The sequence below is a fragment of the Flammeovirga aprica JL-4 genome (assembly GCF_012844305.1).
Taxonomy (GTDB): domain Bacteria; phylum Bacteroidota; class Bacteroidia; order Cytophagales; family Flammeovirgaceae; genus Flammeovirga; species Flammeovirga aprica.
This window is the reverse complement of the sequence record NZ_JABANE010000135.1, coordinates 1-19,148: the sequence shown is the minus strand read 5'-3', so window position 1 is coordinate 19,148 and position 19,148 is coordinate 1. Positions and strand designations below refer to the sequence as shown.

At 36.2% G+C, this 19,148-nt stretch carries 12 protein-coding genes; 1 reads left to right on the top strand and 11 read right to left on the bottom strand.

Annotation, left to right across the window (positions count from 1 at the left end; genetic code table 11):
- Positions 1-350: 350 nt before the first annotated feature.
- A complete protein-coding gene (locus HHU12_RS29415; RefSeq protein ID WP_169660312.1) occupies positions 351-8,918 on the top strand; it encodes a PKD domain-containing protein in 8,568 nt (2,855 codons plus the stop codon).
- A gap of 179 nt (positions 8,919-9,097) precedes the next feature.
- Here HHU12_RS29415 and HHU12_RS29410 read toward each other — a convergent pair whose 3' ends face one another.
- From HHU12_RS29410 to HHU12_RS29360, 11 genes are all read right to left on the bottom strand, one after another.
- Positions 9,098-9,610: a hypothetical protein gene (locus HHU12_RS29410; protein ID WP_169660311.1), complete on the bottom strand. Its 513-nt coding sequence runs from the start codon at positions 9,608-9,610 to the stop codon at positions 9,098-9,100.
- Positions 9,611-9,789: 179 nt separating this feature from the next.
- The gene (locus HHU12_RS29405) at positions 9,790-11,538 is read right to left on the bottom strand and encodes an SMI1/KNR4 family protein (RefSeq protein ID WP_169660310.1); all 1,749 of its coding nucleotides are present in this window, start codon (positions 11,536-11,538) and stop codon (positions 9,790-9,792) included.
- Positions 11,539-11,606: 68 nt separating this feature from the next.
- Positions 11,607-12,521: a carboxypeptidase-like regulatory domain-containing protein gene (locus HHU12_RS29400; protein WP_169660309.1), complete on the bottom strand. Its 915-nt coding sequence runs from the start codon at positions 12,519-12,521 to the stop codon at positions 11,607-11,609.
- Positions 12,522-13,058: 537 nt separating this feature from the next.
- Complete coding sequence (locus HHU12_RS29395) at positions 13,059-13,964, bottom strand: hypothetical protein (RefSeq protein WP_169660308.1); 906 nt, start codon at positions 13,962-13,964, stop codon at positions 13,059-13,061.
- An 80-nt stretch (positions 13,965-14,044) separates the two neighbouring features.
- The gene (locus HHU12_RS29390) at positions 14,045-14,647 is read right to left on the bottom strand and encodes a CPBP family intramembrane glutamic endopeptidase (RefSeq protein ID WP_205960027.1); all 603 of its coding nucleotides are present in this window, start codon (positions 14,645-14,647) and stop codon (positions 14,045-14,047) included.
- Positions 14,648-14,980: 333 nt separating this feature from the next.
- Positions 14,981-15,355, bottom strand: coding sequence for a hypothetical protein (locus tag HHU12_RS29385; protein WP_169660307.1), 375 nt, complete (start codon positions 15,353-15,355; stop codon positions 14,981-14,983).
- Between the two features lie 91 nt (positions 15,356-15,446).
- Positions 15,447-15,944, bottom strand: coding sequence for a hypothetical protein (locus HHU12_RS29380; protein ID WP_169660306.1), 498 nt, complete (start codon positions 15,942-15,944; stop codon positions 15,447-15,449).
- Between the two features lie 163 nt (positions 15,945-16,107).
- Positions 16,108-16,857 carry a YqjF family protein gene (locus HHU12_RS29375; protein ID WP_169660305.1) on the bottom strand — a complete coding sequence of 250 codons (750 nt, stop codon included), beginning with the start codon at positions 16,855-16,857 and terminating at the stop codon, positions 16,108-16,110.
- A gap of 60 nt (positions 16,858-16,917) precedes the next feature.
- Positions 16,918-17,541 (bottom strand): hypothetical protein, encoded by a 624-nt coding sequence (locus tag HHU12_RS29370; protein WP_169660304.1) that lies wholly within the window; start codon positions 17,539-17,541, stop codon positions 16,918-16,920.
- Positions 17,542-17,708: 167 nt separating this feature from the next.
- Positions 17,709-18,524 carry an SMI1/KNR4 family protein gene (locus HHU12_RS29365; RefSeq protein WP_169660303.1) on the bottom strand — a complete coding sequence of 272 codons (816 nt, stop codon included), beginning with the start codon at positions 18,522-18,524 and terminating at the stop codon, positions 17,709-17,711.
- A gap of 33 nt (positions 18,525-18,557) precedes the next feature.
- A complete protein-coding gene (locus HHU12_RS29360) occupies positions 18,558-19,013 on the bottom strand; it encodes an HAD family hydrolase (RefSeq protein WP_394353218.1) in 456 nt (151 codons plus the stop codon).
- Between the last annotated feature and the right edge of the window lie 135 nt (positions 19,014-19,148).

Below are 19,148 nucleotides of genomic sequence, written 5' to 3'. Positions count from 1 at the left end.
ATTCATCACCATGTCAGTGATCAATATATCCAACGATATTTAGATGAATTTCATTTTCGATTTAATAGAAGGGTATATCGGAAAACAATTTTCAAAAAATTATTGGCACGGATGGTTTCTTCAATTCATGTCACCCAAAAACAGCTTTGTGATTGGGCGACGTAAGTTTATATACCTATTATTTAATATATCATATATACCTTGCAAGGCTAATTTAAAACTCATACATCAATCACAACCAAAACAATAAGGTGTAATAATTTAAATATCCCCCATTTCTTAAAAAAATTACACTTTATAAGTGTCGAAAATACGGACTTTTGAGTGTTATTATTAACTAACATATTACTATGAAGTTTGAAATGAATGAGGTGCGAAGCATCTTGAAATGGTTGATTATGATCGTTTCACTTTACGGGATTGGTACGGGCAATTCTTATGCTCAAAATCCAGACGTTCCAACAGGAATCGTATACGCTCAAGACACGGTTTTCTTGAGAAACACTAGCAACGGCAACGCCGAACCTTACTATTTTTCGGGGACCAACAACTACTACATGATGTACAAATCCATGGATATGGCGAAGGATATCTTGGATGGTATGGTGTGTCTGAACCAGAAAGTGGTGAGAATGTGGTTTTTTATGGATGGAGCCAAACTTCACGACGGCTACAACCTTCAATCGGATGCCTACACTTATAATGAGGCAGGGTATGTACATCTTGATTCCATTATGGCGGAATTGGAGAAAAGAGATTTAAAATGTATACCTGTTTTCGTTAACTATTGGTCGGATTTTGGTGGAATGCAACAGTACGCTCAATGGACAGGTGGTTCGGCGAACAATTTTTTCACGGATCCGCAGATGAAAGACATTTACAAAGAGTATGTGAAATCTTGGGTGACGAGAACAAACACTGTAACAGGAAAAAAGTATGCAGATGATCCTACTATTTTCTCTTGGCAGTTGACTAATGAGGCACGTTCTACGTCTGCTACTGTGGGTGCATATGTACAGTGGGCAGATGAAATGTCGTCTTACATCAAAACTCTAGATCCTTATCATATGGTCAGTATGGGGGATGAAGGGTTGTTTAATTATTCTTATGATGAAGTCAATCAGATCAATGCTGAAAGAGAAGCTAACGGGCAGGATTTGATTACCAACGACTGGCAATATTCTGGTGGTCAGGGAGATTGGGAGGGCTTGATTCAACTTCCAAATATCGACTTTGGTACAATTCACAACTATGCAACGGACAACTGGAGCAAGGACCTGGAATGGGGAAAAGTATGGACTGCGTATCACGTAGAAGTAGCGCATGGTTTAAACAAACCGTGTATTATGGAAGAGTACGACAAGGCATATAAAGGTGATTGGAATTTGACCAAAGACCTTGAAAGAGCGGAAGTAATGAAGGCATATACGGATATCATTTATGAAACGGACATGGCGGGCGACTGTTCTTGGATGCTGGTTGGATTGAATACTGCACCATCAGAACCACCTACGGCAGGGTATACACTGGACATTGGGAATGGCTGCGAAACGAATGTGCCTGTAGATGAAATTTGGTTATACAGAGTGAAATGGCCTGGCGATGGACATCAGTATTCACGTTTTGACCCGCATACTGCACCTGTGTTGACGGCGCATGGTCAGCGTATGTTAGAGAAGAATATTCAAGCGGCGCCTTCTTCATTTAATAAACTGTCGCCTTCAGATGCATCAAGTGATGTCAGTGTGATTCCTGTATTCCAATGGGAGAGTGCACAGTACGCAAGTAATTATACATTGACGGTTTCTAAATCATCAGATTTAACCAATCCGGTTGTAACCGTAGCTGATATTACATCCGTAAATTATGCTCTTCCTATAGCTAATAAACTAGAGTATAACACTACTTATTACTGGCAAGTAGAAGCGTTTAATTATATCGGAAGTAAAATTAGTAATACAGTATATTCATTTGCAACGCAATCACCACCTCCACCGGTAGGAGTATTTACACCTTCTTCTCCTGGTACGGATGAAGTAAGCGTTGAGAACACCGTTTTCTCTTGGTCAACAGCAGATAATGCCGCATTGTACAAACTAATTGTTTCACCAAACAGCGACTTGTCCAATCCAATTATCAGCGAAGAAGCACTTGATCAAGCGAGCTTTACTTCACCTGTAAACCTAAATTATTTTTCCACTTATTACTGGACTGTAGAAGCCTATAATTCACTTTACTCTTCAACAATTGAAGGAGGAACGCAATCCTTCATCACACAGTTACCATCACCGGTAGTTGACAATTTTGAAAACTATGTCAGCAATGCCGCGGTGCAAAGTACTTGGACTCAAAACCCTAGCGGTGGTAATGTGACCGTTACTTTAGATGCCTCTTCACCTTTGGAAGGAGGTCAGAGTATGGTGTTAGAATACTCATTTGACAGTTATGCAGGGGTAAGTAAAACCATGAATGCCAATCTTGCAGGCTATGACGGTTTGAGCTTTTTAGTGGAAGGTGATAATTCAGGAAGAACTTTATTATTACAATTCCAAGAAGCTTCGGGTGAATATTGGGAGGCTTCCACTACGTTAGGAGGAAGTGAAGAAGTTTATTTACCTTTCTCTGCCTTTGCAAATCCATCATGGGGTGGACAAGTCAATGGAGTAGTAGAAGCGGGAGCAATTACTCAAATGTCCTTTTATTTTGGAGGGGATGCAGGAAGCGGAACCATCAAAATTGACAACTTAAAAGGAGCAATTACTTCAGGGGCAAACCGTGTTCCTGTAGCCAATGCAGGTGCAGATCAAACGGTGACAGATGATGATAAAGATGGTTTCGCAGCAGTTGTTCTTAATGGAAGCGCTTCTTTTGATGCTGATGGATCTATTGTCTCTTATGTTTGGTTGGAAAACGGAAATGAAATCGCAAATCAGGTAATTGATACCGTTACTTTGGCAGAGGGAACGCATGAAATCACTTTAGTAGTGACAGACAATGATAGTGCTACAGCCTCTGATCAAATGACAGTAACGGTGAACAAAGCAGGCAACAGCTTGCCAATTGCGAACGCGGGTAACGATCAAACGGTATATGATACAAATGGTAATGGTTATGCGACGGTGACATTAGATGGTTCTAATAGTAGCGATGCAGATGGTACAATTGATTCTTATACATGGATTGACGCTGGTGTTATTATTGGGGAAGGACCTCAAATCACGGTGGATCTTCCTTTGGGAACTACAAGAATTCAATTGCAAGTGAGAGATAATGAAGGTGCGAGTGCTATTGATGAAATTGTGGTAACAGTATCTTCTCAAAATACAATCACAGCACCAATTGCGTCAGCGTCAGATGCTACTGCTACTGATTCAGACAATGATGGTGTAGCGGACGTAACACTTGATGGTTCAGCGAGTAGTAATGCTGTTTCTTACGTTTGGAAAGATGAAGCAGGAACCACAATTGCAACAGGTGCTAAACCAACAGTAAACCTTCCTGTGGGAACGCACAAGATTGATTTGACCGTTACAAATAATTCGGGCGACACTGCAACAACAACAATTACTGTAACGATCAATGCGGGCTCTTCTGGCATTAGCTGTTCTTCCAACGATCACTGTCCGGAAGGATATGTATGTGAAGGGTGGCCAAGTTATGAATGTATTCCTGATGGATCAGGAGGAGATAATGGTGGCGACAACGGTGAGAATCCAGTGGTACCAAGCCAAGGTGCCAACAAAATTGGTATTTTATGGACCACATGGGATGTCTCTCACTTTGATGACTATGCCACTTACATTGATAATATGGATAGTTGGGGTATTGAATATGTTTCTATCAACCCTACTTATTTTGTGAATACTTATGAAGAGGGAATTATCACACAATGGGAAGGTGCAGAGAAAACACCAAGTATTGCATTGCAAAAATCGGTGATCAAGGAGCTTTTAAGCAGAGATTACTATATCAACTATAGACCGCATATTGACCCGATCAAATATGCTATGCCAATGGGAGCAACAAGAGATAATTGGAGCACTATTCCAGGTGGTCAGGATTGGAGAGGAAAGTTTGACCAATTTGATCCTGTTAACCCAACGATCGGCTACCGTGAATTGGTTATTTTACCTGGGCTTCAAATGCTGGCAGAAGCGATCAGAGAAACAGGAGCACCAACGATGCCAATTCGTTTTGACTTAGGGGCTGAATTAATGGATGCCATGTTGAATTATCCGAATGAATGGATACAGCTTCGTGATGAAGTAGAAGGTTTGTTGGCTACAACTTACAGCGATGTAGCACAGCATATTACTTTAAGCCATAACTTCTGTCATCATATTGAATTGTTATTGAAGATCCCTGAACACCAAGATTTCTTTGAGAGAATCGAACCTAATCAGCAATTAAATCCTGAAGCACAGTTCTTAGATAGAGCAGGTGTTACTGATGAAGACAGAGCGGCAATTGGTAGATATATCGCAGGGTTAGATGAAATGACAATATCTCAATATATGCCATTGGATATTTTCGCTGAAGAAGGAGCGATGACAACTCCTGATCAGGTAAAACAAGCCTTATTATGGCATGAAGATAACTTTATCAATGAAGTATTGATTGGTGCTCTTGGCATTGCTCCCGAAGATATTCCGGTACTTCACATTGGTGAATATGGTATGGGATGGAGAGGTTTGGCCGCTCCTAACGTATGGGATGCTGATGCATGGTTGAGTGCCGGGGCAGGTGAATATATGCTGAATGATAAGGAGCAAATGACGGATGCAGCCATCGCAATTGATGGTATTGTAAAGTATGTAGCGGATGATTCTGGAACTAAATTCAATTCCTTCCTATTATGGTTCGGAGGTGCGCCGTATGATGTGATTGGAATTAATGAATATTCAGAGTGGTACAACGAACCAGCGGCTACGGCATTATCGGCTTATTGGAATACACATGAGGGAGCGCCGGCTACATTGCTTCCTCCATTTGAAGGTCCTATTGATGTTCCAGTAGCCAAAGCTGGACAGAATCAAACCGTTATTGATGAAGATGGAAATGGTGTTGAGACCGTGATTCTTGATGGCAGTGCAAGCACTGATGATGTTGCAGTCACCACTTATTCTTGGTCTGATGGAAATAGTGTAATTTCTACGGATGCAATTGTGTCACTTGAGTTAGCTTTAGGTACTTATACATTTACACTGACAGTAGGCGATGCGGACGGCAATACGGATACTGACGAGGTGGTCATTGTAGTAAGGGAGTCATTACCTAATCAAAACCCAGTAGCCGTAAGTACTTCACCAAGAGTGACAGATGCGGATAACAACGGTGTGGAAATGGTGACTTTAGATGCTTCAGAAAGTACAGACGATGGATCAATTGTCTCTTATGTGTGGTCAATGGAAGGTACTGAAATTGGTACAGGCGTTACTATTACAGAAGAATTTGCCGTAGGAACACATACAGTCGAATTAAAGGTGACAGATGATAAAGGTGCCTCAGACAGCACGACGGTGACAGTAGTTGTAGATCCATTTAATGCTAATAGACTGGACCGAGTGCTAGTAGGCAATCAATCACTTTTCTTATCTGGCGGTAACTTAGCATGGTATAATTTCGCCAATGATTTTGGAGAGAAAACCACCAACTTAGCCTATTACGAGCAAGCGATTTCCGATTTCGCAACAAGAGGAGGTAACTCCATGAGACTTTGGGTGCATATCAATGGTGCAAACAATCCAGAATTAGATGCCAATGGTTACACTTCAGGTCTTGAACCTTCAATGATTCAAGATTTAAGAGATGTATTGGACATTGCCTACGATCACAATGTAGTATTGAACTTGTGTTTATGGTCGTTTGATATGTTGAATACAAGAGATTATCCAATTGAAGTTTCTCAAAGAGCGAAAAAACTATTGGAGGAAGAAAGTAATATTGATGCCTATATCAACAATGCTCTGATTCCAATGGTCAATGGTTTGAAAGATCATGAAGCTTTATTGTCATGGGAAATTTTCAATGAGCCGGAGGGCATGAGTAATGAATTTGGATGGGACTTTACAGATCACGTTTCAATGGCAACCATCCAACGCTTTATCAATAGACTTTCGGGAGCGATTCACAGAGAGGATCCAAATGCAAAAGTGACCAATGGTGCATGGTCGTTCAAAGCCAATTCTGATATTTTCTCAGGAGTGGAGAAAAACTATTATTCTGATGCAGAATTGATCGCTGCCGGTGGGGATGCATTGGGTATTTTGGATTACTATCAAGTGCATTATTACAGCTGGGCAGGTACCACTTACTCTCCGTTTGTGCACCCTGCATCGCATTGGGAACTGGACAAACCATTGGTTATTGGTGAGTTTTATGTAGAAGACCAGCCGGGTTCAGTGGCCGAGGAAGATTTGTTTAAAATTCTATATGACAACGGTTACGCAGGAGCATGGGGATGGCAGTACAGAACCTATGATGACGGTGACAATACCGATGAGATTCATAGAGATGCCATGCTAGCTGGTATTAAAACAATTGACGGTTATCCTGATATCGCTATTGATCCGAATAGAAATCACAAACCTGTAATTGTAGGTAAGATCAATAGTTTTAGAATAGATAAAAATGCGTCAACATTGGCAGGGTATTCAGATCTAAATACGGTATTTAATGATCCAGAAGGAACGGCCTTGAATTTTACAGTAGAAACAACTCCAGCAAATGTAGTGCTTCCATCGGTCAGCAATGGAATGTTATCATTGGCCTTTGCAAACAACGCTACAGGAGAGGTGAAGGTAACAGTAACGGCTACCGATTCGGGATCGCCATCGGCATCAAGAGCATATGACTTTATTGTCAGTGTCAACGAACCTGGAACGGGCAACTTAGCACTTTATCAGCCCGTAACAGCGTCTTCAGTAGAAGAAGGAGCCAACACCGCAGAAAGTGTAAATGACGGGGATCAACTGACAAGATGGTCAAGTTTATATGAGGACCCAAGCTGGATTGCGGTAGCATTTGATCAGGAATATTCTGTTAATGAGGTGAGATTGTATTGGGAAGGTTCATACAGTTCGCAATATGAGATTCAAGTATCACAAGACGGTGCAACATGGAATACCGTTTATACCAACAATGCAGGCACAGGAGGAGAAGACATTATCACTTTCCCTGCTGTAAATGCAAGACATATCAGAATGTTCGGTCTTCAAAGAGCATTAGAATGGGGACATTCCATCTATGAGTTCGAAGTGTATGGTGACGTTCCAAAATCAATTGCAGCAAATGCTGGCCCAGACCAATTCTTGAATGACAATGACGGAGACGGTGTAGAGATCGTAACATTGGATGGAACAGGATCAACGGACAGCGAGCAAACCATTGTCGCTTATGAATGGACTGAAAACGGAGTAAGCATTGCTTCAGGCGTTACAAAAAATGTAGCACTAGCAGTAGGGGAACACCTGATCACTTTAACGGTTACTAACGATCAAGGCATCAGCAGTTCAGACCATGTAAAAGTGACAATCTTACCTGCAGGATGTTTATCAGATGCGACTCCTTTGGCCTCGAATTGGTCATTAGGAAACGAGTGGTCGGATCAGAACAATGGTTCAGGTTTATCCAATGCAGGCGGAGCGTTAGTATTGACACACAGAATGTGGGGAAAAACGGATATGTGGTTGATGCAAACGGGCGTTCCTCTGACGGTTACCCAAGGTGAAACAGTTAGCTTATCTTTTGATTTCAATTCGGCAAGCACGCCAGCAGTTACAGCAATGAGAGTAGCATTGATTTCGTCTCACAATAACGAAGGGCCAGTAGATATAATACAGTCAGGCATTGAAATGACAGGTCCATTTGAAACAGGATTCAATACTTACAATGTTGACTTTACAGCATCACAAACATCAACTGAAGCCTACTTAGCCTTCTACCTGACGTTTGCTTCACAACTCAATCAAGAGGTCACTTACGCTTTGAAGAACTTGACCGTTTGCACAGGTACAGTGAGCGAGAATACACCTCCAGTAGCAAATGCTGGCATAGACCAACAATTGACAGACAGTGATCAAGACGGATGGGAAACAGTTGTTTTAGATGGTACAGCAAGTACTGACGCAGAAGGCCCTATCGCTTCTTACCGTTGGATACAAGAGGGAGTAGAGATTGCAACAGGCAGTAACCCAACAGTAGAATTGTCAGTAGGAACACACCTGATCACATTAATTGTAACGGATGCCGATGGCTTGACTGCCACTGATGAAGTAACAGTAGTGGTAGAAGAAGCACCATTGGAAGCAAGTATTCTTGAAGCTGAAAATGCAACGTTGACAGCAGTAACCGTAGCCACTGATGCCACAGCAAGCGCAGGTGAATACGTTCATATGCAAGGCGAAGGAACCATCACTTGGACTTTCAATGCATCCACAGCAGGAACACAAACCATCAAGATTGCATACCTCTTACCTCACGGCAATAAAAACCAATACGTGGATCTCAATGGAACTTCACTTGGAAGCATAGCATTTGATGGACCAACAAACACATGGTTAGAAAAATCAATTGATATTGAAGTAGCGGCAGGTAGCAATACCGTGACCATCAGCAAGCATTGGGGCTACATGTATTTTGATTATATAAGCGTTGGATCAGGTACAAATTCCAGAGCAAGCTTGTTAGAATCGGATACAGCACTTGAGAACGTATCGATTTATCCCAACCCTGCAACATCTGTAGTAACAGTGGACGCAAAAGGATTTGAATCAATGACCATCTATGATTTAAAAGGTGTGGGCCTAATCAGTTCAGACCAAAGAACAGTTCAGATTGGTTCATTAGGAACAGGTCTTTATTTGGTGAAAATCAACACTGAATATGGTGTAAGAAATATCAGATTGAGTGTGAGATAATCTCAGATTGATTTTAGTAAATACGCTGTGTTAATTTATAGCGTTTAGAAAATTGAAAGCCCAATGATGATGAAATTTTGTCATTGGGCTTTCTGTTTTTAATAACTCAAGTTACGAAGTTGTTTTAGAAATTTGTTTGTATACTTAACTGCATGGTAGCTATCTCCTGCTGATTTCATTTATTGACGGTGTGGTTTAATTAACTCTTTCTCGTAGCTAGTATCAAATCCAATATATGTAATTTCGTCGATTACTATTTCTATGTCATCCAACCATTCTGAAGACTCACTTAATAACCTTAACGTTACCTTTTTATCAATTATATTTTTGATGTTCCCAACATAATATGAATCATTATCGTCTGATGTGAAAATAGCTATCAATTCCTTTTCTTTTAGTTTAACTAAACAATCTTGGAATGAATTCATTTCACCCAGAGGTAATTTATTGAGGAAATCTTTGTAGTTATTATTCTTAATATCGCTAAGCTCCTCATTATCCCAATACCGATACTTCTCTATTTCTTGACTTCTCAAAATAGCGTATCCATCATATTCTTTTTTCTCATCATTAAAACATATAAAAATGAAGACTTCGTTATTTTCTTTTAAACAAATCCCTGAATAAACTTCATCGCGATTTGGCTCTAAGTCTACATGAATCGGAATTCTATTTTTGATTGCATTTTCCATAAACTTATTTTCGACTATTAATTAATCTTGTTATCAAAGTGAGCAAATTCAATGTTTGTTGTAATCTGAAACAATAATAACCTTCGTAGTAAGGCCTATCGGCTTGGTACTCCAAACAGTGTAGGCTTTTTTTACCATTTATTTACGGAGTAACCTGCTTTATCACCAACAAGATCCTATTATTCATCTTTTTGGTATTTATCCAATATCTCCATTGTTCTTTCATCGAAGGCATAAGGCATATCTCTGTGTTTATTGTGTCTTAATCTCGCTCCAGCTTCTAACAATACTTCCAATGCTTCATGAGAATTACTTTCAGCGGCTTGGGTAACTGCATTCTGATAGCTGTAACTTGTATTGTAATCCCATCCTTCCTTTATTCTCTTCCGTAAAAAGTCCGCGTCATTTTCTTCTGCGGCAAAAATTTCAGGTTGTTTGGGGGAACTTTGGGAATATCTAGCAAACCTTTCAAATGAATAATCACAAATTTCAAGCTTTCCATCCTCGGCAATAACTACTTTGCCATAGTCATCACTTTTTTCATCAATTATTAACCCAAGAATTTTTTCGTTGATCAATTCGCCAATCCATAAGTGATTAGAATTCTCAGTTAATGACACTTTTGCCTTATTTTCCAATTCCTCGATATTGAAAAATTTCTTCACTTGAATGGTGTACAAATTGTCGATAGGGAAAAACATATTATAAGAATTGTATTGCCTGCCGTTAAGCAACCTTAGGTAATGGAAGAAACTTTCTGGCAATTTAATTCCAAGTTGTTGTTCAAGCTTTACGACTTGTTCTTCAGGAAGCCTATTGGTCTGTTCTTTTGACCAGTTTACGCCTGTCCAAATATCAAAATCAAAAGCGTTTTTGTGCATTCTTTCAGGCATACCCATTGGCCTCAATTTCTCCTCCCACCCATCAAAAATTATTTGATTTGTAAATGCTGTAATGTGCTTTAATGCAGCACCAGAATTTTCATGTTTGATTACTTGACTTATTTCTTCTAAATTTCTATTTGCCTTTTTTCCTGACCTTACTCCAGTGGAAAATTCATAGGTTACGATCTCCATAAATTCATCTCCTCTTTCAAAGTACCTCCAATAATTTTTAAATGGATTGAAAGGATAGCCCGTTTGTAATGCTCTTATATACAGTTCTATTAAACTAAGTTTACGAGGGAAAAAACGACTTATTCTAGAGGGTTTATCACCATAATCACTTTCGCCAAAAGCAGAAAAATCTCCATCTAAATAATCGTTCAATGAATAAGTGGCAATACTATTATTTTGAATCGTTTTTACTTTGATTCCACATTTATGGCCTTCTATTTCTTGCCATAAGTACCCTATCCAAGCATAAAATAATGCAGTTTCATTAAATTTATTATCATAATATCCAAGCAGAGAAATTGGATACTTTTCTAGATCAATTTTAACCGATTTACTTTCTTTTGACGCCTTTAATCTGTCTGCATCTGAGAGAGGAGCATAATTATCATACCTGTCAATCACAACCGGTTCTTCTCCGTCTATTATATCAACACCTCCATCATAATTTAATGCTACCGAGGAACCAAAATCATCTACACCTCTCCAGAACTCAAGTTCGGGCCACACATTATATTTTTCATCGGGTTTTATTGTTTCGTAGTTATATTTTTCAATTACCTCTGTTAATCTCTTTGATGTGTATTCAGTTTGATTGAGCAAGTAGTTGACAAACGACCTTACATCTTTTTCATCCCTTTGATGTAATTCACCCTTATTAATATGGTATTGGATGATTTTCTCAAATTCACTTTTCAATAGTTTCATTTCTTGATTTTCTTTTGCTTTATGTTTGATGTTTAAGTATTCATTTGCAAGACATTGGATAGAAATGCTTACAAAAATCACACAAATTATGATCTTGGTATATCTCATTTTTTATCTTTTTTCCTGTGCTTAATGTTGATTATTAAGAATAGTTTACTTGATTATGCTGTATTATATTATTTTTTGTGTTGCTTTTTAAATTGTCTTTGGGATTTGAGCCAATATCCAAATTTTTTTCCGATTCCAATTGTCAACTCGGAAAATGTGTCAAGTTGGTAGTAGTTTACAAAAAGTTCTACGTACTTTGTATAAAACCTGGCTTGACTTACCATTTCGGTTCGATTTCCATAGAGAGCCACTTTTCCCGTTATCAGTATTTGCATAGGCGTAGTGTTCACCCAAGTTCCTAAGCCAACCACAGGAGCTGAAAAATTCTGGACTTCCTCCATCATAGGATTATCAAAGTTAAGGTTACTATATCCAGCAGTTATTCTGAAATTCCCGTAGTTAAAGTTGGTTTCAAATGAATTTGTAACGGATCTGAAATCTGTAAAGTTGACTCGTCTATGATACCAGTTGAGGTCAAAGTCGAGATCACAGTTGAAAATAAAATGCTTGTACTCAAGTTTTCCGTTGATGAAACTTTTGTCGTCCAGGTCGGATTGATAAGAGACGCTAGTGATCAAAGTTCCTCGGCTAAAATACGGAAATGCAAAGTCAAGTTGACCACCAATTGGATTGTTAAGAACTCCTGATAGAGCATAAACTGAGATACTTTGAGAGTCAAAGAAATCTCTAATACAATCAAGTTTAAGATCAATTGATAGTGTATGTTCGCCATTCAATTTCACTTGTTTGGTAACAAATCCAATAGATGAGATTTCCAAAGTTGCATTCGGGTTAGTGACGGTTAGTTGGAAGTTTCCGTCTAAATCTGTTGTTGTTCCGTTTTCCGTACCAAGTTCAACAATGACCACACCTGGTAAGTTTTCCCCATACTCTTTCGAAATGACAGTTCCCTTAATATCAAATTGAGCGTTACAGATTGACGCTATTAAAAGGAGGATTATGAGTGTTAATAATCTATTCATAAAAAATCTACGATCTGAAGAAATGCAGTATAATAATGAGGGTTTAATTTTGGGGTTTGAAGACCAAAGAGAGCCCTAATTGTCCTGCTCGGTTTTATTATTTTTACTTTGAACCATCCGACAGTTGATTAATTGAGAAGCATCTATTTTCGGAATTCTGTCGACCAAAATATTTCACATATGTAAGAATCAAGGTAATCAGAACTAGTCCAATTATTGGTGAATTCACTACAAACCCAACTTTATAATCTAGAATCCCATCTGCAAGAATTAAAACTAGAAAGAATGCCAGCAATAAATTAACAACTAAATTTGTTATCAAAGTCAAGATTGGATATTTGTAGAATGTTCTCATAAATTGTTTGCTAATATTGGATAAACACAATAAAATTTACCCCTTAAAATTTAACGGACATACACCATATATCCATTAGTAAAAAACACTCCCAACTCATCATTAAAAAATTAGTTTGCTATTAGATTGTTGAAAGACTTCTGTAAGTTAGTGACCGAAATTTCACAATACAATAGAAATCATTATTGTATTTCAGTTAATACGACTTCATTTGATAACTCTTTAATATATTCTGATAATTCAATGAAGTTGTAGTCCATGGATATTGCCTGAACTTCAACAGATAATTCATTATTCTTTAGCTTAACGTGGTTTAGTGTATAATCATGAAGTTTAAACCCTTTGATATTTTCTTTAAGCTTGATACTGAAGTCTATGTTTGATGAGTAACAGTCTTCAAAACTTCTGAAATGTGTTTGATAATATATTCTGTCAATATTGGAAATAAAGCATGAAATTAGAATCTTATCGTTTAAGATAGCAGTTTGATTTTTGCTTAAAGAACCAGAATATTTTCTTTTATTTCTAATCAAATTGAATTGACTGCCCGACTTTATTTCAACTCTCATTTTAGGGGAATGATAATCTAATGTGATATACTCAAACTTTGGAGTATAATTCTGAGTGTATTCATAATCCACATTTTTGAAATTGGAGGTAAACCTCATTGTATCAATACTAATTGGAATGGAACTTCCATATAATGAAATAGTTAAAGGTGTTTCCATTACAAGGATAAGAGAGTCTTCTGTAAGTGAAATAATTCTAGATTTGTTGACACAAGGGATGTTATTATCGCCTTGTTGGTGCTCATTTACATTTTCTAAAATTTTCTGAGTACCAGCGTTTAAAAATTTCACCTTCTTAATACTATCATAATTCATGGTTACTTTTAGAATACCACCCTTTATATAGTCATAGAATTGATCTTCATCCTGTTCTAATGTTGTGCACAGGTACCAATTTTTATTCTCTAATAGCTTGATATCATAATCTAGTTCCTTCTTACTACACGATGTTTGAAAGATAAGTAGTAACAGTACTATAAAATTTTTACATATTATTGGAATCTTGACCTTTACTAACATACACTTTATTTTTATTTGATAAATAGTTTACTCATAATGGTTGATTTACACTCTCGTGGATGGCAGGGAGTACATAGTTTTTAATTTAGTAGTTGCATGAACCAAAGAGCAGTTATACCTAAAGTAGATAACACGAAATTGTTCAGGCCATGAATCAGTAATACATACCATATATTCCTCGTCCAAATGTAGATAAGATTTAGGAATAGGCCTGCAGCCATGAAGCTTACGGTTAAAATGAGGTGCTGATCAAAATTATAATAGTGAATTAGCCCGAATAAGATTGAATTGGATACTAAGACTACGATTCTTATTGAGGTATTAGGAATAAAAAACTTGTGGAGTAGGGTATATCTAAACACAATATCTTCAAGTAATGAAGTAAATATCGGACCTAATGAGATCACAAAGAGTGAAAAACTTACTGTGATGGTATCGGGATTATCAGTTACAGTATTGGCAACACTAGGCAATAAAGATTTTGTGAAGGAAATCACTATTTGTAACAAAATAGCTCCCAAAATAATGATACCCCATGAAGCAAACCCACCTTGTTTGAATTTTTTCCAATGTATAGTGAGCATGGATTTGTAAAGCACACCAACTACGAGGAATAAAACACCTCTAAATATTGAGTCAATAAGCCCTTGAGTCGTTTTATCATCAATAATGGCTATTGCCATTAGTCGACAACAATAATTAAAGGCAATATTAATAAAGCGAATAAATCTCTTTTATCAAGTTTGATATTATTCGGGAAACGCTCAACGGTAGTTGATTTGATACGGTTTAACATGTTCGAAAAATTATGTACTATATATGTGTCCGATGCTTTTTTGCAGAGTACGTTTAAATTTCAAATGAGCCAAAAGATTAGCTTATCTATCAATGATTAACTTTTTTCTTGAACAGGAAGGTAATGTTTTGACGATGTCTCAAGGTAGCAGTTTATTGTTAGATAACCACAAGACGACAATGAATCATACAGAAAACTTTAGGTAAATGATAATCAGTAATCAACTGTTTTTTCTAGTCAAAAAATCATTGAAATCAATCTGCCATGTTACTTCATTATTAACATGAAAAATTGGGCATAGGATTCTAGTAACTAAACCTTTACTATCAGTTATTTTCCAATCAGGACTATCTATTAAATCTATAAATTTCTCATCTTCTTCACACATTCTATCATAGTTTTCTTCATCACCTTCTTCAAAATATTCACTTGCTTTAATGTTATGTCTAATATAGTCAGCTAACATCTGATGTTCAGGTATTTCGTCTTTGAAGTTAAACTTATAAAGAATATCACCAGAACTTCTCATGTCCCAGTTAGTTTCTTTTAAAACTCCTATGTAAACATCTTTCCAAAATAAATCGAATTTTTTCATAATAATAAAGCCTAAGTAAAGTGGGCTACAACCGTTGATTTAGCAATAGATGAAATGTATTTTGTATACACATTATTAGCAGTTGTTTTTCTTATTCCAAATTACACCAGTCGCAAGCATATAATACTGTTTTTTTTATCCGTATGAATTGCTGTTTATCAAATTCTATAATTGCGTCATTGAGAATCTTAAATTCAACGTTTCTATGTGGATCATCAATTCTCACAATTTCCTCTTCCTCGGCTTTATCTCTTACCTCTGTATTTGGGAATTCAGCTTCTTGATTAACGCTAATTGTGTCATTGAGAAGCATTAATACAAAGTTTCTATTTGAGTAATCAATTCTCACAGTTTCCATTTCCCCAACTTTAACTTTTCCAACCTTTAAGCATTTATTTGGGAATCCTGCTTCTTGATTAACACTAATTGTATCATTGTTTAAGGTTAGCGAACCAGGATAAAGTACTGCATAGACAGCATCTTCACTTTTTAAAATCAATGCACTTGAACAATATTTAACATCATCGTAAGCGATTTGCCAATCTGCATTCTTTGAAATCCAAAATTCTTCACATTGAAAAGTGTCCATTTTTGGTGAAGTTTGACTAAAACCGAATGACACTGAAGTCAATAAAACGATTGCTGAAAGAACATATAGGTTCATAGTTTTTATGGTTAAAACTCAGTTCATTTTTAATGCTTGATAATAAAAACCTCTAGTCGAAGGGGGACTTTTGATAAACTTTATTTTTTCATTTGAGGTTATCATTATTGTAGCTTTTTTTTTCTTTTTTATTCTTGCCCCAAGCTATTACTTGAACACCTTTAGAATAGTGAACTTTACTTGGGGTGTTATTGATTAATTTCTTAAATCTCGGATAATTGATGTCTAATTTTTTTAAAACAATTTTATCAACAGGCCATTCCAAATGATGGATTTCAAACTCGTTTATTGAATCTCCTGCATCTTGGAAAAGAGCATATCTTTCAGTTAACCATTTGTCCAATTCAGTTTTTTCTTGCAGACTCTTTCCAACAGTGAATTCAATTTCAAGTTGGTCATTAAATTCCGAATTTGTGGATTGATATGTTTTGTCAGTCCTTTTAATTTTTGAAGGCCTGTAAGGAAGTTCAGAAATCGCCTTTGCAATCTTACAGGATAAACTTTTACCACCCTCAATGCTTAAAAAGTAAACCCCTGATTTATTGTTTGATTTTACGTAAGTCCTAATATTTATCTCCTCAAAATCTGAAATTGGCGAAAATGCAGGTAAATTTTTAGGTCGTATCTTTTCCATTGTAAAGGCCACAACCGAAACCCAAGGTTTACCTTCATAAAGATCTATTTCTAATTCTTCAGGAACGAGTTTTTTTAACTCTTTAAAGTCAACCTGATAATGAAGAAATATTGCATTATTCCACTCTTGGTAAAATTTCCATCCACTAGTAGGCATTTTCCAAGGTCTATGATTTGTGGTATTTAATATTTCTTTAATTTTCATCTTTTAATTTGCTCTAAAATTGGATAAATACAATAATGTTTACCCTTAAAAATTACACATCTATTCGAATATAAGAACCACATCCCACTTTGTCTCAAAATCTGTAAAAGTCATATAAAACGTATCATATCCTATATCATCAATAGTTTCAATAGGGTAGTCTAGGTTTGAATCAGGGAAATAAACATAAGAATCATATACTTTTTTTCCTATTACTATCTCTTTGCTTCTATCACTAACTTCAGAAAAAGAAGTTTGATCATGAGCGTACGAAAAATATACGGGTTCAAAAGTACCATAATCATCAGAATCCTCACTATCAAATTGGATACTTTCTATCCATAACTTATAAGTTTCTTTATTTGCAGATGTTGCACCTCCAATTTTAAAGTATTTGTTTTTAAATAGGCTTGAGTTTAGGTCAAGATCCATTACTTTGTCATGTGTATATGTATTTAAATACACATCCTCAGTTTTATTATAAAACTTTACTTGCAAGGTAAAAGGTGCTTTTTTAATCTTGACCATCTTTCGCTTTCGGCCCTTCATTTTTTTTATTTTTATCTCTTTGTCATTTTGCCAAAAAGAGACTTCGAAGTTGATTTTTTTAGTCTGTGCAACAGAAATATTTTGCACCAAAAATAGGCTAGCTAATAGTATAAAAAGCCTTGCTAAATTATTCATAGTTTTATTGCTTTAAGTAAGCGTTAGTTTATATTTATGATAAAAATGTAATAGCGAATATACACAATATCTTATTTTTTATGTGGTTTCTCCATACGTTAATAGGTACAATGCTTAGTTTAGAAAGCAAAGCTTGTCGTTGGACCATTAAAAAAATATTTAGTGTGCTATAATTTTTTTTCAATTATTTCTTTGAGTGAGTTAATTTCAATTTGCTTATCTCTAAGCTTCTCTATAACAAAATCTCTCGTTTTTTCTTCGGAGAAGCTAATTAGTAAACTAGTTTCAGGTATTTCCGGAAATCTAGTTGCTTTTCCTTCGGATAACTTTACTAATTCCTCGTATCTGTCCTCATTTTTTCTTACAAATCCTTTTGGAACAAGATTAGGGCTTAACCAAATCCAAGAACTGTCTAATTTGCTTCTATATTCATCATACCCGTGAGCAAAACTATCAGGTTCCTCAAACCTGATATTTAAAATACTTTCGAGTTGATTGGAAATTTCTGAGATTGTGTCATTAGTACTGATCACCAATTCGTCATCTACTCCAAGAGTCAATTGAGATAAGTAATCGGAAAATGAATCTGCCACCTTTTCCTGATTATCACACTCTGTATCAACATATGTAATTTCGGGTGTAGACTTGTTGTTTCGATAATCCAGGCAAATGTACCAATGTCCATCTCCGTCAAATGGAATTAACCCTTCTAATTCAAAACTTACCCAATCTTTATATTCTTCCCAATCGACATCTGTTATTGATGGAAAGTATGGTCCTATTCCATAAATCTTATCATTTACTGATTCTTCAAGGTTCTTTCGGATGTAACCACCATTTTGAACTTTTAGCAATTCGATAAATTCATTTGGTAATTTATATCCAAGTTTTTGTTCTGCACCTTCAATGATTTCATCAGTCAGCTTAGGTTGTAGATAGGAAAGGTAGATTGGTTTTTGCCAGATCGATTCTAATTCTTTCATTTTTCTAATTGAAAATTTTGTCTAAACTGAGTTTTAAAACAGTTTAGTTGTTATTATGTGTTTTCTTATTTCGCTTAAATCTTTTATTTCATACCCTTTTGTAATGGGTGTATTACGATTTATTTTTAAATAATTCCATTTCATTTTTCTTGCCCCAATAATATCTGATTTAAAAGAATCTCCAATCATCAATATTTCACTTGGTTCATTCTTTGTGATTTTTTCTACTTCTTTAAAAATATCATTTTCGGGCTTTAAACATCCATAATCACAGGAGAAAATCATTTTTTCAAAATAGTGGTCAAGATTATTATCAAAAACAGATTTCTTATATGGTGATGCTAAATTAGAAATCAAGAAAATTCGGAAATTCTGTTTTAAATCTTGAAGTACATTCAAAACCTCTGAATAAATAATGACAGATTCTAACTCATTTATCAAATCATTGTGTTTCTCATCATATAAATTAGAAAACTCAATAGGTAAAATATCTTTTAGTTTATTTATATCATTTTTCGGTAATGGATGATTTAGGTTGATTCTTTGTTATATGTATATGAGACATTACAAAGAAATACGTTGTCCTCACTGTGAAGGCAACGATATAGTGAAAAATGGTCATAG